The sequence below is a fragment of the Paenibacillus canaveralius genome (genome assembly GCF_047238265.1).
In the GTDB taxonomy this organism is placed as follows: domain Bacteria; phylum Bacillota; class Bacilli; order Paenibacillales; family NBRC-103111; genus Paenibacillus_F.
In genome coordinates, this window is the sequence record NZ_JBDFMM010000001.1 from 5794074 (window position 1) to 5815883 (window position 21810).

Below are 21810 nucleotides of genomic sequence, written 5' to 3' on the forward strand. Positions count from 1 at the left end.
GTCCTTTTCATAGGGTTTAGCTCACTGCTTTGTTTTTCTCCAAGCTGAGTTAGGCCCTTCTAAAAAAGGTACTCGCTCAATCAACCCTTCATCTCTCAACTTATAGAATACATTCTTCATTGTATTTTCTGACCTAATACCGGTTAATTCTCTTGCTTGCCTATTCCGAATTACCTCATTCTTCTCTAAAAAATCTAGTACTGACTGTTCAGGGCTAGCTAATGATGTATGGGGAATAATCACACGAACAAAGTTTCGCTCCTCTATTATTTCAGGACTCTTTAGTCTCCATTCTTTCATCTTTTGGAACGCAGTATTTAGGCCTTCTCCCATATCTTTATTAGGCGCTTTATTGTATCTGTGTAATGTTCTTACTACTTTCGTGTTTCTTGAGAATCGAGAATCTAAAATGTTCTCAACGGTTATATAACCTGGGAGTCTTCCTGGGCTAAGTACCTCTATCCGATCATTAAATATTTGTATTTGTACATCATCCGAGATTGAGTAGTCTCGATGAATTATCGCATTAGTAATAATTTCGTGTATGGCCTCTGGCGGATACTCTACTGTCTTCAACCCATCCACAGTCCACATTTTGATTTCCGACATTATTTCTGTAACCTTCGCTACCGAATCATAAATTAAATTATAAAGAGGTCCTTCTAATGTATAGGAGTCTTTGAGGTGATCTCTTTCTGGATCATCTTCCCTTGTTTCGTAACGAGCTATCTTAACAGCGCACTTCCTTGGTAAATTAGGTGAAGGATTATCACTAAATAATAGAACTCCTGCAACTCTTGGATCAAAAGTTATTAAATCGACTAAATTTTCATTTACTACATATTCCAGTGAATCAGATTCAGTGGTAATTTGCTCAAGAAAATTTTTTATAGTCTTCGATTCCACAACTCTTTCTACTGGGATTGTTTTAACCAACTCATCCTCATAAGAAGAAGTCCCCTTCGCAAAAGCAAGTTCTTGAATTTTTTCCGGATCTTTAAACTGTATTGAAGAGGCATTGAAGCGAACATAAACAGAGTTATCAGAAGTTTTGTGGACTTGATTTCCCTTTTCAATTGCAAGAAGTAATACCAATCCATCCAATTCTGTACACTTTAGATATTTGTACTTAAAGTCAATTGATGGGGATAAGTGTATTAGGCTTTGAATTATGCTATTAAAATCCTCCATATCATTTGCACCGTTCCAGCGTTTAGAGGGGGATGGCTCATCTCCATCATCTGCTATACCAATAACAAGTTCTCCTCCATCAGCATTTGCAAATGCAACAGCATGTTTCTCTAGTTGTCTCGGTTGAACCCTCAATGCTTTTCTATCAAATAAATAGCTTTCCTGCTTTTCACAATAAGCTATAGCTTCATCTAAGGAGATTTCTTTTATTTTCATTAGTACTACACCGTCCATATTAATAGTCTAAGTCACAGCTAATAATAGATTAACTTTCAGATTTTCAGGTGTCAACATTTAACTATTTTAAAAATTTCACCCTATTTATGATAAGGCTCCCCCCGGTTTATCTTAAACGCCCGATAAACCTGCTCCACCAGCACCAGCCGCATCAACTGGTGCGGCAAGGTCATGCGCCCGAACGACAGCTTCGCGTCGGCGCGGCGCAGCACCTCGCTCGACAGCCCGAGCGAGCCGCCGATGACGAAGGCTACCTGGCTGCGCCCATAGGTGGCCAGCTTATCGAGCGAGCCCGCGAGCTGCTCGCTCGTCCACATCTCGCCGTCGATGGCCAGCGCCACGACGTAAGCGTCCGGGGCGAGCTTGGCCAGCAGACGCTCGCCCTCTTTCGCCCGCACCTGCTGCTCCTCCGCAGGGCTCATGCTCTCCGGTGCCTTCTCGTCCGGCACCTCCACAAGCTGCACCTTGGCATACGGGCCAAGGCGCTTGACGTACTCGTCAATTCCGTTGACGAGGTATTTCTCTTTCAGTTTGCCGACAGAGGCAATCGTGATGTGCATGTGCGAAGTCGCTCCTTTTTTTACCGGTCATAGGCTTAATCTTCCCTTACTGTACCCGAAATTCCGCCTGAATCCAACCCGAATCGGACCCCAACCCCATCCGAACCCAACCTGCCTCATCCCAAAAAACACCCGCCCGGCCAATTCCCGTATTTTCACGCCGCCCGATCCGAAAAAAACACACTTGACGTTTCCCCCCAAGCAGGTATGATGCCAGTAGGGGGTAGTTTCCAGCAGGGCTCTTGCCGCGGAAAAAAACCTCTTGGAGTGCGGTTTGCAGCCACCAGACACATAAAAAAGAGCTGCATTTTCGAAAGTCTGCCCGATAAGCCTTATAATGAAGATAGAGATACGGACCATTGAGGCAAGGAGATCGACCATACCGACGCAGAGGTGAACTAGAATTGACCTATTTCATGGGAATTGACATTGGAACGACGAGCACCAAGACCATCATCACGAACGAAAAAGGAACGCTCCTCGGAGCCGGGGAAGCCGGATATCCGCTGGCCGTACCGCAGCCTTCCTGGGCCGAGCAGGACTCGGACCTGATGTTCGAAGCCGTGCTTCAATCCATCAAGGAAGCGATTCAGCGCGCAGGCATCGACGGCAGGCAGCTCGAAGCGATCGGCTTCAGCACGGCGATGCACAGTGTCATTCCGGTGGATGCCGACGGGCGCCCCCTGATGAACAGCATCATTTGGGCGGACAACCGCAGTGTGGCCCAAGTGCAGCGCCTGAAGGACGAGAATCTGAGCAGCATGCTTTATCATAAAACCGGCATCCCGATCCATCCGATGACCCCGCTTCCGAAGATCATGTGGCTGAAGGAAGAGCGTCCGGATATTTTCGAGAAAGCCGTTAAATACATATCGATCAAGGAATATGTTCTCTACAAATTTTTCGGCCGTTACGTGGTCGATCATTCGGTCGCAGGCGGCACCTGCCTCTTCAACCTGAACACCTTGAGCTGGGACCCCGACGCTCTGCGCATCGCGGGCATCCGCGAGGATCAGCTCAGCGAGCTCGTTCCGACCACGCACATTATGCGCGGCATGAACCGCGAATTCGCCGACCTGCTCGGCCTCGATCCCGAGGTGGCTTTCGTTGTCGGCGCGGCCGACGGAGCGCTTGCCAACCTCGGTGTCGGCGCAGTTGAGCCCGGCGTGGTCGCGCTCACGATCGGGACAAGCGGCGCCGTCCGTACCGTCGTGCCCAAGCCGCTTACCGATGCCAAGGAGCGCACGTTCTGCTACGCGCTCACGGAGAATCACTGGGTCATCGGCGGGGCCACAAGCAACGGCGGCCTTATGCTCCGCTGGTTCCGCGACGAGTTCTCTTGGCCGGAGGTCGAGGAAGCCCGCCGCACGGGCCGCGACCCGTACGACGTCATGATCGCGGCGGCCAAAGAAGTCGCACCGGGCTCCGAAGGCCTGCTCTTCCTGCCGTTCCTTTCCGGCGAGAGAGCGCCGTACTGGAACGCAGATGCCCGCGGCAGCTTCTTCGGCATCGGCCTCCATCACAAACGGCCGCATTTCATCCGCGCCGTGCTTGAAGGCATCCTGTTCGCCGTCTACGGCATCGGCATCGCCCTGCGCGACCTGGCCGGTCCGGCAACGGAAATCCGGGCGTCCGGCGGCTTCGCCCGCTCCCCGGAATGGCGCCAGATCATGTCCGACATGTTCGGCTACCCGGTGCACATTCCGAAGAGCCACGAAAGCTCCAGCTTCGGCGCCGTCGTGCTCGCCATGTACGCGGTAGGTGCGCTGGAGCGCCTCGAGGACGTGAACAAGCTCATCCCGATTACGGAGCGCCAGGAGCCGAACATCGAGATTTCGCCTACGTATATCGAGCTCTACTATCTCTATGACCGCGTCTACCGCAAGCTGGAGCAGGAGTTCTCGATAATCGCGGAGTACCAGCGCCGCACGACCGCCAAGTAAGCCATTATTCCAACGGCTTTCGTCATAAAACTTAAAGAGACCGTAAGGACAAACTTCTTTGTCTTTACGGTCTCTCCGTTTATCCAACGGGCTTTTTTATTAAAACCTTCCACCTGCTATCCGCCTTTACCACCATAAGCCTGCTTTCTTCCTGACTGGTTTCCTTCATGATAAGAACCCGCATTTCATACTTGCCGGGTTCGGACAAGACAGCTTCTTTTATTTCAAAGTCTCTCATATCACTGGTCTGAATGTACTTTTTAAAGTTTGATCTTTCGCTGGACGTAAGCGGTACTTCATAGACCACGTTCTCTTCAACCGCCTCCGCATTATGTTTAATAACTGCCGACAAATACCGGTTTGCGCTTCGTTTAGCCTCCGTGGAATCACCCTGCTTAAAATATAAAATTCCCGCCCCCACAAGGGCGAAAATAAAAAACGCGGTAGAGGGAACCATAATTCTATTATAAGTTTCCAGGAAAGTTTTCAACCCGACACTTCCTTTAATAAGAAATATTTCCATTTTCTATATTATCGGAAACTGAAAGTTTTCTCAAATACGCCGCTTTATTTTACAATCCCCCGCACCAAAAAGGCCTCTGCACCAAGCTCGCTATCGGCGAACCTTGTGCAGAGGCCTCTTTTTTTCTAACGTCCTATCGTCAAACGACCAGATATTGCGGTTTCTCTTTGCAGTGTGCGCAATGAGCGGGAGGCTCCCACTCGGCGAACTTCACTTTGCTCAAATCCACGATGTCCGGTGCGTCCTCGTATTCGTCCACGAATACGTCAATGGCCAGCTCCAGGTGCTCTTTACAGACGGAATACATTGCTCGGCCCCTTCTTCCCTTAATTCTCTCCCGCTTCGGCAAGCGTCAGCTCGGTCTTCTGCTTCTTTCCTTCGCGGTAATACGCAACTTCAATTTTATCCCCTATCTTGCTTTCGTTATACAAAAATTTTCGAAGCTGCACGGTCGTCTCGATCTTCTTCCCGTTGAGGGCCACGATCACATCCTCGCTTTTGAGGCCCGCGCTCTTGGCCGGTCCCGAAGCTTCGATGACGATCAGTCCGCTTTTCACGTCCGCGGGAAGCTTAAGCTCTTCCGTCCCCTGGAACAGCTGCAGCTCCTGAGTCGACACGCCCATCAGCGGGCGGATGACTTTGTGATGGTCAATCAGCGACCGGATCACGGGTTCCGCATCCTTGATCGGGATGGCGAAGCCCAGGCCCTCCACGCCCATGTCGGAGATTTTCAGCGAGTTAATGCCGACGACCTGGCCGTTCAGGTTCACGAGCGCGCCGCCGCTGTTGCCTTGGTTAATGGAGGCGTCCGTCTGGATCAGCTCCATCTCCCAATCGTACTGGCCGTCCATGGCGAACGAGATCGGGATGGATCTTTTGGGCGACGAGACGATGCCCTTGGTGACGGTCGGCGAGAAGCCGAGTCCCAGCGGATTGCCGAGCGCGATGACGGTTTCCCCGGCTTTCAGGCTGCCGGAGTCGCCGAATTCCGCGATGGACGTCAGATTTGACGCGTCCGTCTCCAGCACGGCCAGATCCGTGATCCGGTCCTTGCCGAGCAGCTCGGCTTTCTTCTTCTCGCCGGATGCCGTGTAGACCTCGAACTGCTTGCCGCCGTCCACCACGTGGTAGTTCGTGACGATTCTTACCTTCGAGCCGTTCTTCTCGAACACGATGCCGGACCCGATGCCCGTCTGCTTGAGTTCGTTCTTATCATTCGGCTGCAGATTGACGATGCTGACGATGGCCAGCTTCACCCGCTCCGCGGCCTGAACGACAGCATTGTTGTAGGAGTCCTCCATCTGCTGGGCGGACAAGGCCGCAGGCTTCGCGCTGCCGGTGCCGGCCAGCGCCTGCACGAGCAGAACGACGACCAGCATGACAGCGGCTCCCGCACCTCCTGCCAGCCACACCGTGCGGCTGCGAGGGTCTGTAAGCCCTCTCAAGCCCGCTGAAGGGCGGTTGCCCGAGGTGAAAGCCTTTCCCCTCGACCAGCCCCCATCTTCCTGCCTCCGCCGATCCTTGCGCTGCTTCGTAGAATAGAAATCGTCATCGAACAAACTCACGCGATCACACCTCTCGCTCTATCGGCGGATTATTGTACACATGCTGCACTTCATTTTCGTAAAATTACGGAGAAATCAGGAATGTTTCCGGACGGAACCGCCTACAATAATAGTAAATGATTTTATAAGAATGCTAGATCAACGAAGCCCAAGCCCACTAATCCGTAAAGGAGCTACTCTCCATGAACAACCGTATCCGCACCCACCTGGATGAAGTCCAGCTCATCGGCAAGCTTGCCGATCTCAAAGAGGATCACTACCGCAATTCGCTCATTCTTACCGCTCTCATCGACGTTCTGATCGACAAAGGCGTTCTGACCACGCAGGAGCTTCAGAGCCGGATGGACAAGCTTGACAGCAGCTTCAATCCGTACCCAGCTCCTCCCATTTCGTAGGACGGTCAAAATACGTGTCCATCAGCCGGATATTGCGCTCCTTGAGGGAGACGCCCCGGTCTTCTAATACACTATTCAGCGTAAGCCTGGCTAAATCCATCATGTTATGATTTTGGCTTAAATGCGCCATGTACACGGCTCTCGTACGGGCCGTCATAATATCCAGCAGCGCTTCTCCGGCCGCTTCGTTGGACAAGTGGCCGAGATCGCTCAAAATCCGGCGTTTGATGTTCCACGGGTAACGTCCCATCCGCAGCATCTCGATGTCGTGATTCGCTTCCAGAATAATGGCGTCCGAGTCCCCGATGACGTCTTTGACCTTGGTACTCATATAGCCCAGATCCGTCGCCATGGCAAGCTTTTGGCCGCCGCAGTGGAAGCAGTACCCGACCGGCTCCGCCGCGTCGTGGGAAATGCCGTAAGACTCGACCCGGATGTTACCGAAGTACTCTTCCGTGCCCGTCTCCATAATCCTCCGGTTCGGCTCCGCTATCGTCCCGATATGCTTATCAAGAGCTTCCCAAGTCTTGGTATTGGCATAGACGGGAAGGTTATATTTCCGCGCAATGGCCCCCAGGCCCTTGATATGGTCGGAATGCTCGTGGGTCACCAGAATCGCATCGATCTGATCCCCGCCGACCTCGCGTTCCTTCATGAGCTGTTCGACTCTCCGGGCGCTCAGTCCCGCGTCTACCAGCAGCTTCGTTTCCCCGTCGCAGATGACGGTCGCATTGCCCGTCGATCCGCTGGAGAGCACCGTAAATCGTAACCCCATAAGCGTTAACTCCTCTATCGTAAAATCCCGTCCCGAAGGCAGGATTACTTTTTAGTATCCGTATTCGCATCTTCCGCCGAGGCCGGCTGCATTTCAACCGCCCCGTTAAAAGCATGCACATAATAAATATCGCCGTTGTTAATCGTAACGCGCCAATTCGGCACCATATACTGCGTCTGGGAATCAAACAGCTGTCCATGATAGCCGAGCCTTACATCCGTAATCACCGAACCGTCGAGCAGAAACTTCTCAACCAGACTGCGCACCGCAATATAAGCCGGAATAACCTTCTGCTCCTTGTCCTCTCCACCTGATTCTACTTCAACATACGCCTGCCGGTAACTGGTAATTTGTGCATCGGTTTCATAGAGCTTTAATTGAACGTCGAACATCGGATAATCGTTGTACATCTGGTTCAGCACGTACATCCCTTTCTTGCTGAGTATCGGGTCGTGCTTGTACGCGTCCAGTTTGGGAATATCGGTTTTCGGAAAATCGTCCTTCGGAGAAATCCGGTTCAGGAGGCTGGCGATTTTGAACGGGTACTGCAGCTTGACGATCACGTTAGGCTGGTAAGATTCCACGAACTTAAACGTGATCTCCTTAAGCTTCGGCGCTTCCTTGGGCAGCTCGTGGCTGAGCTGAATGCTTTTTCCCTTCAAAAGCTTGTTCGTCTCCTCCAGCACGCCGGTCATATCCGTCGCCAGCTCGGTCTGTTTCGCTTTTCCCGTCCATACGAGATAACCCAGCACCACATTCAGAAAGAAAAACGAAAGAATCAGAATGGTTTTGGCTCTTCCCCAGTTCAACTGCGCAGCCTCCCTTCCCGCAAAAATAATACATGCCCGCGTAAACGTCCTCGTCCTGTCTGCATGATCCAAAAGATCCAAAGATCTAAAAGCTCCTAAAAGCTCCTCGTAAACTTAGCGGAAAAACTCGTAAGTCCCGTCTTTAAACTCAATCGCCCACACGGGGGACAAATTGACGGTTTTGACGCCAAGCGTCGGGCGGTAAGCCGGGAACACGTTCACGATGTTGTAGCGCTTCGGATGATTCGTAATCTTCGCGTTCAGCGCTTCACCGCCGATCAGCTCGGTTTTCAGCTGGCCCGTAATTTTCAAATCGGAATAAACGACGGAGCGTTCGTAGTTGGAGACGACTCCTTTTTGCAGGGTAATATGAATGGCCCCGTAGCCTTCCTTCTGTTCGGTCAGAATCGGGAACGCGTCATACACCTGCCGGAACACAAACATCTGATTCGAAAAAGCGTGCTGCTGCTGCGGTTTGCTGATCGTGTAGGTCCCGTTCCAGCCGCCGTGCTGGTTAATAAACTGAACCCCCGCATCGAGGTTTTCCTTGATGCTGTTCTTGCTGTCCGTTACCGCGAGCGGATCGGTATATTTCATCCACTTCTTTTCCTGGTTGATCTGCAGTCCCCGCTTCGCGTCCGTATAAATCTGCGAGCCGTCCCGGTCTTTCAGATTTCTTGTCAGGGAAGGATCGGCGAAAAGGCTGCTTTTCAGCTGCTCCGTGGGAAATTCCTTGTAGCCGAAATCATAGGAATTCACCGGTATCGGGTTAACCGGCAAATAAAACTCTCCGCCGGACGCCGCCGTATACGGAGGATTAGTGCCGGCAATCGCCGTAAAGTTCTCTACATCCTTGGCCGTAAAATCGGCCCCTAGCACTTCGAAAGCCGTGCTCGCGGAATCCGTGAACAAATATGTCTCGGCGGATTTTTTATCGCTGCTGGCGAAGATCCAGATCCGGGTAATCAACTCCGTGTCGTCCGGCAGATCCCCTTTGATCTGAAACGTATTTTGCAGCACGCTCAGCGGAAGACCGTCGCGGAAGCGTACTTCGACGCCTTCCTGTTTCTCACGGATTTCGTCCCAGTTTGTCCGCTCCTGATTCAAGGTAACTTTGCGGAAGCGTTCCATTTTGCGCTGCTTGACGCTTTCGAAAATGGTCGAGTACGACGTCGAATCCGGATAAAGAACCGTATGCTGCTGATTGCCGAAATGTAGCACAATCTGATCCGGGAACAGCAGGTCTTCCAGTTTCGCCTTCGTTCCTTCCAGTTCGCTGGAAATGTATTCGGAAGGAGGCAGCGGCTCGTAATTCGGTGTGCTGTACGCCAGCAGATAGCTGAGCAGCAGGCTCAGCAGAATCAGTACGGTCAGCGTGACCGACTTCAGCTTCTCTATCATGACGCGTTCTCCTCCTCCGGCAGGACCGGCAGCATAAAGGTGACTTTCGTGCCGGTCCCCGGCTCGGACTCCAGTGACATGGCGCCGCCATGGGCTTTTACTATTTCCCGGGCAATCGAGAGCCCGAGGCCGGTGCCGCCCATGTTGCGGGAACGCGCCTTATCGACCCGGTAGAACCGGTCGAAAATGCGCGGCTGGTCCTTCTTCGGAATCCCGATGCCCGTATCCTGCACCGAGATTTCGAGCTGATTTCCCTCCGCCATCCGGGCATAGATGGTGATGGCCCCTTCGTCCGGCGTATATTTGATCGCGTTGGAGACCAGGTTGTCCAGCACCTGGTCGATCTTGTCGCGATCCAGCGCCACCGGACGGATTCCCGGCTCCGCCACGATGCGGATTCGGATGCTCTTCTGCCGCAGCTGGAAGGAGAAGCGGTCCGCTACCTCCTCCAGCATGTCGGCGATGTCGGTCCGCTCCTTCGTGAGCAGCGCCTGCTTCGAATCCAGGCGCGACAAGTGGAGCAGATCCGTCACGAGCCGGATCATCCGCTCGGTTTCGTTGCGCGTCACGCTCAGGAAGCGCGGAGCGAGCTGCTTGTCTTCCATCGCGCCGTCCTCCAGCGCTTCGAGGTAGCTCTTGATCGTCGTCAGCGGCGTCCGCAGCTCGTGGGACACGTTCGCGACGAACTCCCGGCGCGACTGCTCGAGCTTCTCCTGCTCCGTGACGTCCTGGAGCACCGCAATCGCTCCGGTTACGCCGTCGCCCCTGCGGTGAATCGTCGTGAACGTGACCCGCACGGTCTGCACGTCCTCGTCATCCGGCAGCGGCACATCGATCAGGGTCGTGTTGCGCTCGCCGTGCACGTACTGGTCGATTTCCTCGCGGGTAAGGCCCAGCAGCTCCGAAATGTGCCGCTGTGCGGAATGCTCCTCCTTCACCTGGAGGATCTGCATCGCCCGGCGGTTCATGAGGATGATCTGCCCCGCTTCGTCGGTGGCGACCACCCCGTCGTTCATATTCGTCAGAATCGAGGCCAGCTTCTCCTTCTCTTCCTCATTGATGAAGATGGCTTCCTTGAGCCGGTTCATCATGAAGTTGAACGTATGGCCGAGCTGGCTGATCTCATCCTTGCCGTACACTTTCACGCTCTGGTCGAAATTCCCTTCGGCGGCGGCCGTCGCCTGCTGGGTAATCTCCTTGATCGGCTTAGTGATCGTGCCGGACAGAATAACGCCCAGCCCCGCCGTAAAAGCAAGCGCGATCAGCGTCGCCACGATAAGAATCCGGTTGATGCTGGACATCGTTTTGTACAGATCCTCCATCGAGGAGACGATATATACCGCGCCCAGCACACGGACGCCGCTGCCGATCGGCTTCGCCGTCGCGAACTTGCGCGTATTGTCCACGTCCGTGAACATGCGGTCGTTATCCCGGATTCCCTGAAGGGCGCGGGTCACTTCCGTCTTCGTCGTTTTCTGATTCACGATCTGTTTATTCGCTTCCAGCGACGTGCTGAGCACGACCCCGCCGGCATCGATAATCTGTATTTCCGTATTTCCCGGCGCAAACAGGCTGTTGACGAAGTAAGTCAGCTCTTCCGACAAGTTCTTCGTATCGCTGTTTCTCGGCTCGTTCAAATACTGGGTTTCCACAAGCCCCGCTATCAGCGTCGCCTGACTGTTAATGGAATCGCGGAATTCGTTTTTATAATGGCTGTCGAGCGTTTGATAGAAATAAGCGGCGATCAGCTGCATGGCGATCAGGATCAGCAGGACGTAAATAATAATAAGCTTCGCCTGGATGGATTGAAAAAACCGGATCACCTTCATCTTAGAAGCCTCCGTTTTTCGTTCCCCGCATCATGTAACCGAGCCCCCGCCGGGTCACGATATACTCCGGTTTGCTCGGATCGGCCTCCAGCTTCTCCCGCAGTCGCCGTATCGTCACGTCCACCGTCCGGACATCGCCGTAATAATCATAGCCCCATACGGCCTGGAGCAGATGCTCGCGCGTCATCACCTTGCCGGGATGCTTCGCCATATAGTGGATCAGCTCGAACTCCCGGTGGGTCAAATCCAAGGGCTCGTTGTCCCGGTAGACGACATACATGTCGCTGTCGATAAAAAGCCCGTGAAGCCGGATTCCGTTCGCCTCCGCAGGTTCGGGCTCGGCTTGTCCGGCCGGTACGGACTTGCTCTGGCGGCGCAGGTGCGCCTTGACGCGGGCAAGCAGTTCCCTGTTGCCGAAAGGCTTCGTCACATAATCGTCCGCACCCATCTCCAGACCGAGCACTTTATCCAGCTCCGTGTCCTTGGCCGTCAGCATAATGATGGGCGTATTGAGCTTGGCGCGGATTTCCCTGCATACATCCATGCCGTCTTTGACCGGCAGCATCAGATCGAGAAGAATAAGATCCGGCCGCTCCGAAAAAGCCAGCTCTACCGCCGCTCCGCCGTCATAGGCGCAGACGACCTGGTAGCCCTCTTTTTCCAAGTTAAACTTCAATATATCTGCAATCGGTTGTTCATCGTCGACCACGAGTATTTTGCCATTTGTGCCGAACATGTTTCACTCATCACCTGTCCTTCACCTAGAAAACCATACCCTTTTATTGTAACATACCTGTACGCAAAAAGAGACATGGCCCCCCGCCCGGGAGGCCACATCTCTCTTAAAAAAACTTGCGTCTATGAATAGGCGTTTCGCCTGATTTACCGGTTCAGATATTTCAGCGGATTTTCCAGGCTGCCGCCTTTGTGAACTTCGAAATGAAGATGAACACCGGTCGAGTCGCCCGTGCTTCCCATAATCCCGATCTTCTCTCCTTTTTCCACAATCGTGCCGGCAGTCGTTTCCACTTTGCTCATGTGGGCATACATCGTTTCGTACCCGTTCATATGATCGATAAGAACATAATTGCCGTAATCCGATTTATACCCGGCCGACACCACTTTCCCGTTGTCCGCCGCCATGATCGTGTGATTGCCTACAATGTCAATGCCTTTGTGCATCTTGCCCCAGCGCGTGCCGAACGTGGAGGTAATAGATTGGGAAAGAACGGGCCATGCGAATGTCCCTGTACCTTCTCCTTTAACAACCTTGGTGCCTTTTCTTACTTTCTCCGTAACCGGCTGCTCGACGATGTCTTCTCCGACGATTTTCTCGTCCATCAGACTGGCCGTTGATCTTCGTCAGCTCATACGTGACCTGCTTCAATCCGTTCTTGCCCGGAGAGATCGTCTCCACGATGCCTTCTTTCATCGTCGGGTCCGTCTCGACTTCCGTTTCGAAGTGGACTTCCTGGTTCTCTACCATCTTCTCGACCGTCTTGACGGACAGGGCCGGCTGAATGACCGTAAGGTCAAGCACATCGCCTTCGCGGATCATATCGTCATGAATCCATGGATTCTTGTCGTAAATCACCTGTTTCGGAATGTTCAGCTTCTGGGCGATACAGCCTACGCAGTCTCCTGCTACAACCGTATATTTCGTCGGCTGTACACCGCCCGTCTTGATCTTGGCGATCAGCTCCTCGGGCTTCATCACATCCTGAGGCCGGATATCGACGGCTTCCTCCGTTTTGACCTGCTGGACGAATTCAACCTTCTCGACCGTAGCCGGAGCCGCAGACGGACTGCCGTCCGCCGACAGAACGGCGACCTTGCTTTCCTTTTCCTTCTGTTCGAAAGGCTTTTTGATCTCCGCCAGCACACGGTCCGCCGTGGCCTGATCTTTGACGATCGCGTACGTTTTGCCTTCGATAACCAGTTCTACACCGGATGCGACGGGCTTGAGCTTCTCGTCAAGCAGCGCAAGCACCTTCCTATCGTCCGTTTTTTTCATAAAAGCTTTCTCCGGTTTGGGTTCTTCGATGTCGGGTAATGCCATATGTACGTCCGGATACTGCTTTTCCAGCTTTTCTTCACGCTCTTGTTTGTACTCCTGCAAAACTTCCTTCGAACTGATATAACCGAGTGTCTCCTGACCGACTTTGACCGGGTAAATATCCGCGAGATTCGCTTTGACATACTGCTGACCGCTGACGGTTAGAAATCCGACTATTGCAATGGAACTGACGCTATATAGGAAGAACCACTTTCCCCGCCCTGACTGACTTGCCGCAAGTTCGGTGGAAGGTTCCGCTTTATTCCCGGTCAAGCTTTGCCACTGAGCCCGGCTTTGATTCCACAACTTCCTGGCCCAATCTACCGCTTTAAAACCTTTCATATCCTTCTCCTTATCCGTTGTTTCTTCACGTGGCAAGAGAATAACAGGCCCAGCCTATCGTCTCCGACTCTACCAACGCGTAAAACTCCCTTAATAATTTAACACACCTTCTCTTGCGGTTTCAAGAAAACGGGGGGTTTCCACTATTAGGAACGGTCTGGAAGAAGCTCAAATATCAGGGGTAAAAGGAATTCAAAAGGGCCGAATCAGCCCCCATATTTTTTCAAAATCCCCGAAAGTTGTTCATATTCGGCCGGATTCAGGTATTTTTTAAGCTTGCCGTCCACTTCCTTCAGCTCCTCGGCTGTAATGCCGTCCTCCACCATGGCGGAGAGTTTCTGAACTTCTTCGGGAGGCAGCTTCGCGACAAGAATGGAGAAAATTTTCTGCTTGTCGCCGCTCGACAGAGCGTCCTTCTTCTTGGAGAAGTCATCCGTCGACATAACGACGTCCCGCTTCTGTGCATTCTTCGGATCGGGGGATACCTGGCCTTCCTTCAGCTCGCCCATTACGGCGACGGCATCCGGCATACCGCTCGGCTCCGGCGAGGAAACGCCTCCCTGCACCGATGAAGAGGACGGTGAGGGCGTGCCTGAGCCGTCCAGACTGCCCGTCACGGGCTTTTCCGCTCCCCCGGGGGTAGTGGAAGGGGTCGGGCTTGGCGCCGGGCTAGGGCTTGGACTGGGCTTCGATGAGGAGGCCGCAATGCGTTCTACCCGCTCGTTTACCGTTCCTCCCCTGCCTATCGCCCCTAACCCGAGCTGCTCACCCAGCTTCCCGGTGATCTGCGAAAAGGAAAGCTTATTCCCTATCGGAGGCAGCTGAAACTGCTTGAGCACCTCATCTACCATTGTGGTCACAATTACATACGTCGTAAAAATGGACAAAAAAGACATCACAGCCGCACCCGCCGCCCACCTGCCTAACCGTCCCAACCATTTCATAGGTTCATCCACCGCCTTGAAACTTCTCGTTTATACTGGTTTCTCTATAAGCCAGTATTGACGGTTTAGACCCGGATCAACCCGCTATTCCCCAAAAAATACCGGAGAACTTCCAGTCCGCAGCTTGAACGCGGTTTGGCGTCACATGAAGATGACCACCCGTTCCCTTGCGATTTCTTTCCTCCGGGCAATAAAAAAGACCCCCCGGGCCGCCGGAAGCAAGTCCGGATGCGGGAGGTCTTAGGGTCGATGATTAGGAGAGGGCCGTCTGAATACGGCCTCTTCAAGATTCGTTACGCGTAAACCGGGCGGACCAGGTTTGTCTGCTCACGGTTGCGGCCGACAGAGAAGATCGCCAGCGGAATACCCGTCAGCTGGGAAACGCGCTCCAGGTAATGACGCGCATTTTCCGGCAGGTCGCTGAGCGATTTCGCGTTGGAGACGTCTTCGCTCCAGCCCGGAAGCTCTTCGTATACCGCTTCGCACTCGGACAGCATGTTAAGACTCGCCGGATAGTGCTCAATGATCTCGCCTCTGTATTTGTAGCCCGTACAAATCTTCACGGTTTCCAGGCCCGTCAGCACGTCGATGGAGTTCAGGGACAGGCCGGTAATGCCGCTCACGCGGCGGGCGTGACGGACTACGACGCTGTCGAACCAGCCGACGCGGCGCGGACGTCCGGTTACGGTGCCGTACTCGTGGCCCGTTTCGCGGATTTGATCGCCGATGGCGTCGTTCAGCTCCGTCGGGAAAGGACCGTCGCCGACACGGGTCGTGTACGCTTTCGCCACGCCGATGATCTGATTGATCTTCGTCGGGCCTACGCCGGAACCGATGCATACGCCGCCGGCCGTCGGATTGGACGACGTCACGAACGGGTAGGTGCCTTGGTCGATGTCGAGCATAACGCCCTGCGCGCCTTCGAACAGCACGCGCTTGCCGGCGTCAATCGCATCGTTCAGAACCACGGACGTGTCCGTTACGAACATGCGGGAGCTGCTCGGCGTAGCCCAGGTATTCTTTCAGGATCGCGTCCGCATCCAGACCGTCGCGTCCGTACACCTGCTTCAGCAGCGTGTTCTTGTCTTCGACGATATGGCGGAGCTTGCGTTCGAACTCTGCCGCATCCATCAGGTCCGCAATGCGGATACCGTTGCGCGCCGCTTTGTCCATGTAGCAAGGGCCGATGCCTTTGCGGGTCGTGCCGATTTTGTTGGCGCCTTTGCGGTCTTCTTCCAGCTCGTCCAGAAGCAGATGATAAGGCATAATCACATGGGCGCGGTCGCTGATTTTCAGGTTGTCTACGGAAAACCCGTTATCGCGGATATATTGAAGTTCGTCTACCAGAGCAGCCGGATTGATGACCATGCCGTTTCCGATGACACACATTTTATCGTGATTGAAAATACCGGACGGTATCATCGTCAGCTTGTACTTCTTGCCTCCGATCAGAATGGTGTGGCCGGCATTGTTGCCGCCTTGGTAGCGGGCGACCACTTCCGCGGACTCCGCCAAATAGTCCGTGATTTTCCCTTTCCCTTCGTCTCCCCATTGGGTTCCGACTACAACCACTGTTGACATTCTGTATTACCTCCGTTAGGCGAATCTGTATCGCCACTCATTTTGCTTACTTCTTTAACACACCACTTTAGTGTAGCAGACCGCATGAAGCAAAGTCAATAAAACGCGAACAATCATACTATCTCTAGTATGATTGTTCGGATATTCCAGTCAACCTGTCGGCATCTCCTGATGGGCGCGATCCATGTTGACGAATTTATTAAAGTTTTTGAGAAACGCCAGTTCTACCGTGCCGACCGGGCCGTTACGCTGCTTGGCGATAATGATCTCGATAATGTTCTTTTTCTCGGATTCCTTGTCGTAGTAATCGTCCCGGTAGAGGAACGCCACGATGTCGGCATCCTGCTCGATCGAACCGGATTCCCGAAGGTCGGACATCATCGGACGCTTGTCCTGACGCTGCTCCACACCCCGGCTGAGCTGGGAGAGCGCGATAACCGGCACGTTGAGCTCACGCGCGATCTGTTTCAGCGTACGGGAGATCTCGGAGACTTCCTGCTGACGGTTGTCTCCCTTGCCCCTGCCCTGGATAAGCTGCAGGTAGTCGATCAGGATCATGCCGAGACCCTTCTCCTGCTTGAGCCGGCGGCACTTCGCCCGGATATCCGCTACCGTGACGGAAGGCGAATCGTCGATGTAAATATCCGCTTCGGAAAGCGAACCGATCGCCATCGTCAGCTTCTCCCAGTCGTCGCCTTCGAGGAAACCCGATCTGAGCCGGGTGGCGTCCACGTTGGCCTCCGCGCAGATCATACGCTGCACAAGCTGCGCGGCGCCCATCTCGAGCGAGAAGATCGCGACGGTTTCCTTCGCCCTGACACCGACATTCTGTGCGATGTTAAGAGCGAAAGCCGTCTTACCTACGGAAGGACGGGCCGCCACGATGATCAAGTCGGAGCGCTGGAAGCCCGACGTCATTTTGTCGAGATCGTTGAAGCCCGACGGAATCCCGGTGGAGCCGCCTTTATGGGAATAAAGAAACTCCACCCGTTCGAAGACTTCCATCAGAACGTCCCGGATGGAGATAAAGCCGTTGGAAGCCCGGCGCTGCGAGATTTCGAGAATGCGGGCTTCCGCATCGTTGAGCATCATGCCCACATCGTCGGCGCTCGCGTAGCCGTCCGAGACGATCTGCGAAGCCGTCCGGATGAGTCTGCGGAGCAGCGATTTCTCTTCTACGATTTGCCCGTAGTAGTCGATGTTCGCTGCCGTCGGTACGGCGTTGGCCAGCTCCGACAAATAGGCGACTCCGCCGATTTCCTCCAGCTGCTGCTTGTTCTGCAGCCGGGCGGTCAGCGTCACGAGATCGACCGGCTCGTCTTCCTCCGCCAGCTCGATCATCGCTTCGAAGATGTGCTGATGGGCCGGACGGTAGAAATCGTCCGGGCTCATCCGCTCCATCGCCGTGATCAGCGAGTCGCTGTCCAGGAGGATGGCGCCGAGAACGGCCTGTTCGGCTTCTATATTTTGCGGCAGAACACGTCCCATGAACATTTCTTCGTTCATGAAGCTTCACCTGTTCTATTGTTAGTTTCTATCCTGTCCAATCTTAGAAGGAATAATAACACCGTCTATTCTTCCGATACTTGTACGCTGATCGTAGCCGTTACTTCCGTATGCAGCTTAACGGGCACTTTCGTTACGCCCAGAGAACGGATAGGATCGTTCAGTAGAATTTTGCGTTTATCGATTTTATGGCCGGCTTTCTCCAATTGCTCCGCGATCTGCTTGCTTGTAATAGCGCCGAATAAACGGCCGCCTTCACCGGCTTTCGTTTTGATGGTCACGGTCGTTTCGTTCAGCTTGCCGGCCAGAACTTCCGCGTCTTCTTTCTCTTGATCCTTGCGCTTCTGTTCGGCTTTCTTCTGCTGGTCCACCTGTTTAACCGCCCCGTTCGTTCCTGCCGCGGCCAGTCCGCGGGGGATCAGGAAGTTCGTTGCGTAACCTTCGGATACCTCTTTGATTTCCCCTTTTTTGCCTTGCCCTTTAACGTCCTTCAGAAATACGACTTTCATTCGAAAAGCCCCTCCTCTTCCTCTATCTCTTGCAATATTTGTTTCAGCTTCGCCGCCGCTTCCTGCGGATTCAGCTCAAGCTGGGTCGCTGCGTTCGTCAGGTGGCCGCCGCCGCCCATCCGTTCCATCACGATTTGAACGTTCATCGCGCCGAGCGAGCGTGCGCTGATGCCGGTTAAACCGTCCGGCCGTTCACAGATGACGAAGGAGGCGAAAACGCCGGTCATATTTAATAAGGTATCAGCCACCTGGGCGATCATCAACTGAGAATATTTGTGATTCTGTTCGCCGACCGCCAGAGCGATATGATCATACATCATTTCCGTATGTCTCATAATCTCGGCTTTCTCGATATACGATTGAAGATCTTCCTTCAGCATCTTCTGGATGAGGGTCGGGTCCGCCCCGTTCCGCCTCAGGAAAGAAGCCGCTTCGAACGTGCGCGAGCCCGTGCGGAGACTGAACTGCTTCGTGTCGACCACGATTCCGGCCAGCAGCACGGTAGCCTCCAGCGCGTCCAGCGACATCTTCTCGTTGAAGTACTGGAGCAGCTCCGTGACCAGCTCGCAGGTCGACGACGCGTAAGGCTCCATGTACACGAGCACGGCGTCGTGGAAAAACTCTTCGCTGCGGCGGTGATGATCCACGACCATGACACGGTGTGTCAGGTTGAACAGTTTCGGCTCGGCGACCATCGAAGCCCGGTGCGTATCCAGCACGACGGCCAGCGTCCGCTGCGTCGTGATCTGCATCGCCTGCGCCGGTGTGATGAACCACCGGTTCAGCTTCTCGTCCTCTTCGATCATCGCCATCAGCTTCTCGATCGAAGGATTGATGCCTTCCAGCACAATGTAGCCTTCCTTGTTGCTGATCTGCACGGCCTTCAGCAGGCCGATTGCCGCGCCGATGGAGTCCATATCCGGAAAGCGGTGTCCCATGATGATGACCTTGTCGCTTTCCTTGATCAGATCTCTCAGCGCATGAGAGATCACGCGGGCACGCACGCGTGTACGCTTCTCTACGGCGTTGGTACGCCCTCCGTAGAACGAGATGCGCTGGCCCGCCTTGACGGTCACCTGGTCGCCTCCGCGGCCCAGAGACATGTCCAGGCTCGTCTGAGCGACCCGGCCGAGCTCCTCAAGCTCCTCGATGCCGGAAGCGATCCCCACGCTGACCGTCAACGGCAGCTTGTATTCCATCGTGAGATCGCGCACTTCATCTAGGATGTCGAACCGGTTCTGCTCCAGCTCGCGCAGCGCCTTCTGATTCATCAGAATCAGAAAACGGTCGGATGCGGTCCTGCGCAGATAGACTCCGTACCGGTGAGCCCACTCCGTGATTTCACCGGTTACCCGGGCGAGCATGATACTCCGCGTCTGATCGTCCATTCCCTGGGTGACTTCATCCAGGTTATCCATCAGGACGATCCCGATCGCGATTTTTTCCTCGTCATGCTTCTGAACGAGCCGGACGTAATCCGTCACATCGCGGATATACAGAAGACGCTCGTCGGGACGGTGCCAGAGTTTGTACACCTGGCCGTCCTGCTCGATTTCGTACGTCTCTTCCTTTTCCTTCTCCTTGCCCGGCTTCCAGTTTGGAAACACTTCCTCCAGGGAATCCCCGATTACGGAGTCCTTTTTGGCGAGCTTGGCGACGAACGGATTATGCCATTCGATTTCTTTTTCTTCATTATATAGAATCATGCCGATCGGAAGCTCCGATATCACATCGCCGGCGGATTTTTTAACCCGGTGCGTGATGGTGCCCAGATAAGCATTCAAATCGTGACGAAAAGCACTCTCCGCCTTCCACGAGAAGTAAAGCACAAGTCCCGAGGCCAGCAGAGCAGCGACACCCAATACCCATTCATACAGAAACAGTACGATCGTTAAAGCGCCAAGCAGCGCAAACGTCCATACCATGTGTTGTCCATGCCATCGTTTCGACAAGAATTTCGGCATTTATTCTCCCCTGACCCTTATCTAGATTTGAAGAGCCTTTCCCGTAACGGAAAAGCCACATCGAACACGCCGAGTAAACTGTAGAGCACAAGCAAAAACGGCATAAACACGACCAGAAGAATCGTGCCGGCCACCGGCAGCAGTTTACCCCAACCTTTATAATGGGCCACGAACGCAAGAAACGAAATTGCTTGGACGGCGAACGCGAACATAAGCAGCGGCAGCAGATTGATAAGCAGAGCCGACATCAGCGAATTGGTCGCCGAGACGAACAGCATATCCGCCGCGAACGCGATGAGGTAAATCCAGACGAACGCTTTCGGCAGCTTCCACTCTCTTACAGGCGGCATGCCGGGAATGTCCTCTCCCATGCGGTTAAGCAGGCGGCGTCCGATCAGATGAGTAACTCCGATGAAGTAGAGCGAGAACAGAATCATATCCAGCGGAATGATTTGTACGAGCACATCCACATACCACTGCATGTCGCCCTGGGTCGGCAGCATGCCCTTTACGGCCGGCTGCATGTTGTTCAAATAATCCAGCATGACCGTTTTGAATTTCTTGATGAAATTCAAGTTGAACAGGAACCCGATCACGAGCGTAAGCAGCATTTCGGCCAGAAAAGTAAGCGTACCGTACGTGATAACCAAATGTGCGGGCGCCTTCTTCTTATAAAGCGTGCCGATTACGATAACCGGCGGCAGCAGGAATAATGAAATGGCCAGGACGACGAATCCCGTCCATCCGAGCAGTAAATTGACAACCAGGAGTATTCCCAGATAAAAAGCCGTAAACCGTTTGGCGTCCAGCTTCACGAACAGAATCAAGACCGGAATCATGAGAAAACTGGCCGTAATCACTAAATAGGACGTCATAAAAGATAACAGAAAGAGTATATACAGCAGACCCCATCCGATGAACTGCAAATTTTTCTTTGTCAACGCGTTCACCTCTTACGAAGATGATCTTCCAGTGCCGAGATATCTCCATACCAATCCTCGAGCTGGTGACCTTCTTCTCTATGCTTTTTCATTTTATCCATGATTGCTTCATCTAAACTTCGAAAAGAGACCCCAAGCCGGCGGCCAAGTATATACACGCTGGAAATCAGACTGGCAAGGCCATCCGTAATTTTAGCCTGATTGCCCTCCCATATCCCTTTCAACAAACGTGCTACCTGATCGACAACCTCGGTTTTGAGCCATTCAATGACCTTGACCCGCTTCGCGAGATCAACCTCTCTTTCCCGATTGGACAATGCCCGCTCCTCCCCTTATCCCTTACAAGCTTTATACACGATTATACCACAAAACAGCTCCAGCTGTGTTTCCTGAACTTGGTCCTCCACGTGCTCCGGACACCTTAAATTTCAGTCAGCTTCAGCCTTTCCTGCGGATTCGGTCTCCTTTAGTACCCGGTTTGGAGATAACTAGAAACTCCTCGGCATCATGCGAACGGTTATGGATATGATTCGGGGGAACGCGGCGGAATTTTAAGGTCATCATGTTGGCCTAGCTCCTGCCATACACCGCTGTCTCCATCACAACCTGCCCCGTTAAAATGAGAAAGAACGGGCTACGCACTCATGCAAATCTATCCTCGCTCGTTCGGGGCGTTCGTTCGTGAATAATCGTTTCGCCTGCTTTGTGGAGATACCAGCCGTCGCATCCTTTTCTCCAT

The 21810-nt window shown here is 53.5% G+C and carries 20 protein-coding genes and 1 pseudogene; 2 read left to right on the forward strand and 19 right to left on the reverse strand.

Annotation, left to right across the window (positions count from 1 at the left end):
- Window positions 1-21 precede the first annotated feature (21 nt).
- Window positions 22-1407: an RNA/DNA-binding domain-containing protein gene (locus ABC395_RS26110; protein WP_413006620.1), complete on the reverse strand. Its 1386-nt coding sequence runs from the start codon at window positions 1405-1407 to the stop codon at window positions 22-24.
- 101 nt (window positions 1408-1508) lie between these two features.
- On the reverse strand, window positions 1509-1988 hold the full coding sequence (gene rlmH / locus ABC395_RS26115) for a 23S rRNA (pseudouridine(1915)-N(3))-methyltransferase RlmH (RefSeq protein ID WP_009673450.1): 480 nt from the start codon (window positions 1986-1988) through the stop codon (window positions 1509-1511).
- Between the two features lie 416 nt (window positions 1989-2404).
- Between rlmH and ABC395_RS26120 the strand changes: the two genes are divergently transcribed.
- The gene (locus ABC395_RS26120; protein WP_413006807.1) at window positions 2405-3931 is read left to right on the forward strand and encodes a gluconokinase; all 1527 of its coding nucleotides are present in this window, start codon (window positions 2405-2407) and stop codon (window positions 3929-3931) included.
- A 79-nt stretch (window positions 3932-4010) separates the two neighbouring features.
- Here ABC395_RS26120 and ABC395_RS26125 read toward each other — a convergent pair whose 3' ends face one another.
- The 3 genes from ABC395_RS26125 to ABC395_RS26135 form a co-directional block, all read right to left on the reverse strand.
- Window positions 4011-4421 (reverse strand): hypothetical protein, encoded by a 411-nt coding sequence (locus tag ABC395_RS26125; protein WP_413006621.1) that lies wholly within the window; start codon window positions 4419-4421, stop codon window positions 4011-4013.
- Between the two features lie 172 nt (window positions 4422-4593).
- On the reverse strand, window positions 4594-4761 hold the full coding sequence (locus ABC395_RS26130) for a CxxH/CxxC protein (RefSeq protein WP_413006622.1): 168 nt from the start codon (window positions 4759-4761) through the stop codon (window positions 4594-4596).
- Window positions 4762-4780: 19 nt separating this feature from the next.
- Complete coding sequence (locus tag ABC395_RS26135) at window positions 4781-6019, reverse strand: S1C family serine protease (protein WP_413006623.1); 1239 nt, start codon at window positions 6017-6019, stop codon at window positions 4781-4783.
- Between the two features lie 182 nt (window positions 6020-6201).
- Here ABC395_RS26135 and ABC395_RS26140 point away from each other — a divergent pair, with 182 nt between their 5' ends.
- Window positions 6202-6414 carry a hypothetical protein gene (locus tag ABC395_RS26140; protein WP_413006624.1) on the forward strand — a complete coding sequence of 71 codons (213 nt, stop codon included), beginning with the start codon at window positions 6202-6204 and terminating at the stop codon, window positions 6412-6414.
- On the opposite strand, the gene ABC395_RS26145 is transcribed toward ABC395_RS26140, so the two are convergent.
- The 14 genes and pseudogenes from ABC395_RS26145 to ABC395_RS26210 form a co-directional block, all read right to left on the reverse strand.
- Window positions 6383-7189 (reverse strand): MBL fold metallo-hydrolase, encoded by an 807-nt coding sequence (locus ABC395_RS26145; protein WP_413006625.1) that lies wholly within the window; start codon window positions 7187-7189, stop codon window positions 6383-6385. The two genes, ABC395_RS26140 and ABC395_RS26145, sit on opposite strands and share 32 nt — an antisense overlap.
- 44 nt (window positions 7190-7233) lie before the next feature.
- Window positions 7234-7998: a two-component system regulatory protein YycI gene (gene yycI, locus ABC395_RS26150; RefSeq protein WP_413006626.1), complete on the reverse strand. Its 765-nt coding sequence runs from the start codon at window positions 7996-7998 to the stop codon at window positions 7234-7236.
- A gap of 114 nt (window positions 7999-8112) precedes the next feature.
- On the reverse strand, window positions 8113-9399 hold the full coding sequence (locus ABC395_RS26155) for a YycH family regulatory protein (RefSeq protein ID WP_413006627.1): 1287 nt from the start codon (window positions 9397-9399) through the stop codon (window positions 8113-8115).
- The gene (walK, locus tag ABC395_RS26160) at window positions 9396-11228 is read right to left on the reverse strand and encodes a cell wall metabolism sensor histidine kinase WalK (protein ID WP_413006628.1); all 1833 of its coding nucleotides are present in this window, start codon (window positions 11226-11228) and stop codon (window positions 9396-9398) included. Before walK ends, ABC395_RS26155 begins: the two co-directional genes overlap by 4 nt.
- 1 nt (window position 11229) lies before the next feature.
- Window positions 11230-11964 (reverse strand): response regulator YycF, encoded by a 735-nt coding sequence (gene yycF / locus ABC395_RS26165; RefSeq protein ID WP_103995368.1) that lies wholly within the window; start codon window positions 11962-11964, stop codon window positions 11230-11232.
- 146 nt (window positions 11965-12110) lie between these two features.
- Window positions 12111-12569, reverse strand: a complete 459-nt coding sequence (locus tag ABC395_RS26170; RefSeq protein WP_413006629.1) for a M23 family metallopeptidase — start codon at window positions 12567-12569, stop codon at window positions 12111-12113.
- The gene (locus ABC395_RS26175; RefSeq protein WP_413006630.1) at window positions 12490-13626 is read right to left on the reverse strand and encodes a G5 domain-containing protein; all 1137 of its coding nucleotides are present in this window, start codon (window positions 13624-13626) and stop codon (window positions 12490-12492) included. Before ABC395_RS26175 ends, ABC395_RS26170 begins: the two co-directional genes overlap by 80 nt.
- Window positions 13627-13832: 206 nt before the next feature.
- Window positions 13833-14570, reverse strand: a complete 738-nt coding sequence (locus tag ABC395_RS26180; protein ID WP_413006631.1) for a hypothetical protein — start codon at window positions 14568-14570, stop codon at window positions 13833-13835.
- Window positions 14571-14863: 293 nt separating this feature from the next.
- Window positions 14864-16151 (reverse strand): annotated as a pseudogene (locus ABC395_RS26185) (adenylosuccinate synthase).
- Between the two features lie 150 nt (window positions 16152-16301).
- Window positions 16302-17657 carry a replicative DNA helicase gene (gene dnaB, locus ABC395_RS26190; RefSeq protein ID WP_103995364.1) on the reverse strand — a complete coding sequence of 452 codons (1356 nt, stop codon included), beginning with the start codon at window positions 17655-17657 and terminating at the stop codon, window positions 16302-16304.
- 65 nt (window positions 17658-17722) lie between these two features.
- Window positions 17723-18166: a 50S ribosomal protein L9 gene (gene rplI / locus ABC395_RS26195; RefSeq protein ID WP_413006632.1), complete on the reverse strand. Its 444-nt coding sequence runs from the start codon at window positions 18164-18166 to the stop codon at window positions 17723-17725.
- Complete coding sequence (locus ABC395_RS26200; protein WP_413006633.1) at window positions 18163-20130, reverse strand: DHH family phosphoesterase; 1968 nt, start codon at window positions 20128-20130, stop codon at window positions 18163-18165. Before ABC395_RS26200 ends, rplI begins: the two co-directional genes overlap by 4 nt.
- 17 nt (window positions 20131-20147) lie before the next feature.
- Window positions 20148-21071 carry a DUF2232 domain-containing protein gene (locus ABC395_RS26205; protein WP_413006634.1) on the reverse strand — a complete coding sequence of 308 codons (924 nt, stop codon included), beginning with the start codon at window positions 21069-21071 and terminating at the stop codon, window positions 20148-20150.
- Between the two features lie 5 nt (window positions 21072-21076).
- Window positions 21077-21388, reverse strand: coding sequence for a MazG-like family protein (locus ABC395_RS26210; RefSeq protein WP_413006635.1), 312 nt, complete (start codon window positions 21386-21388; stop codon window positions 21077-21079).
- Window positions 21389-21810: the final 422 nt, after the last annotated feature.

Excerpts from the sequence above, each read along its gene's own strand:
- dnaB (WP_103995364.1), bottom strand. The coding sequence starts at position 17,657 with ATGAACGAAGAAATGTTCATGGGACGTGTTCTGCCGCAAAATATAGAA.
- ABC395_RS26180 (WP_413006631.1), bottom strand. The coding sequence starts at position 14,570 with ATGAAATGGTTGGGACGGTTAGGCAGGTGGGCGGCGGGTGCGGCTGTG.
- ABC395_RS26145 (WP_413006625.1), bottom strand. The coding sequence starts at position 7,189 with ATGGGGTTACGATTTACGGTGCTCTCCAGCGGATCGACGGGCAATGCG.
- rplI (WP_413006632.1), bottom strand. The coding sequence starts at position 18,166 with ATGAAAGTCGTATTTCTGAAGGACGTTAAAGGGCAAGGCAAAAAAGGG.
- ABC395_RS26120 (WP_413006807.1), top strand. The coding sequence starts at position 2,405 with ATGGGAATTGACATTGGAACGACGAGCACCAAGACCATCATCACGAAC.
- yycF (WP_103995368.1), bottom strand. The coding sequence starts at position 11,964 with ATGTTCGGCACAAATGGCAAAATACTCGTGGTCGACGATGAACAACCG.
- ABC395_RS26170 (WP_413006629.1), bottom strand. The coding sequence starts at position 12,569 with ATGGACGAGAAAATCGTCGGAGAAGACATCGTCGAGCAGCCGGTTACG.
- ABC395_RS26200 (WP_413006633.1), bottom strand. The coding sequence starts at position 20,130 with ATGCCGAAATTCTTGTCGAAACGATGGCATGGACAACACATGGTATGG.
- ABC395_RS26110 (WP_413006620.1), bottom strand. The coding sequence starts at position 1,407 with ATGAAAATAAAAGAAATCTCCTTAGATGAAGCTATAGCTTATTGTGAA.
- rlmH (WP_009673450.1), bottom strand. The coding sequence starts at position 1,988 with ATGCACATCACGATTGCCTCTGTCGGCAAACTGAAAGAGAAATACCTC.
- ABC395_RS26155 (WP_413006627.1), bottom strand. The coding sequence starts at position 9,399 with ATGATAGAGAAGCTGAAGTCGGTCACGCTGACCGTACTGATTCTGCTG.
- ABC395_RS26140 (WP_413006624.1), top strand. The coding sequence starts at position 6,202 with ATGAACAACCGTATCCGCACCCACCTGGATGAAGTCCAGCTCATCGGC.
- ABC395_RS26175 (WP_413006630.1), bottom strand. The coding sequence starts at position 13,626 with ATGAAAGGTTTTAAAGCGGTAGATTGGGCCAGGAAGTTGTGGAATCAA.
- walK (WP_413006628.1), bottom strand. The coding sequence starts at position 11,228 with ATGAAGGTGATCCGGTTTTTTCAATCCATCCAGGCGAAGCTTATTATT.
- ABC395_RS26130 (WP_413006622.1), bottom strand. The coding sequence starts at position 4,761 with ATGTATTCCGTCTGTAAAGAGCACCTGGAGCTGGCCATTGACGTATTC.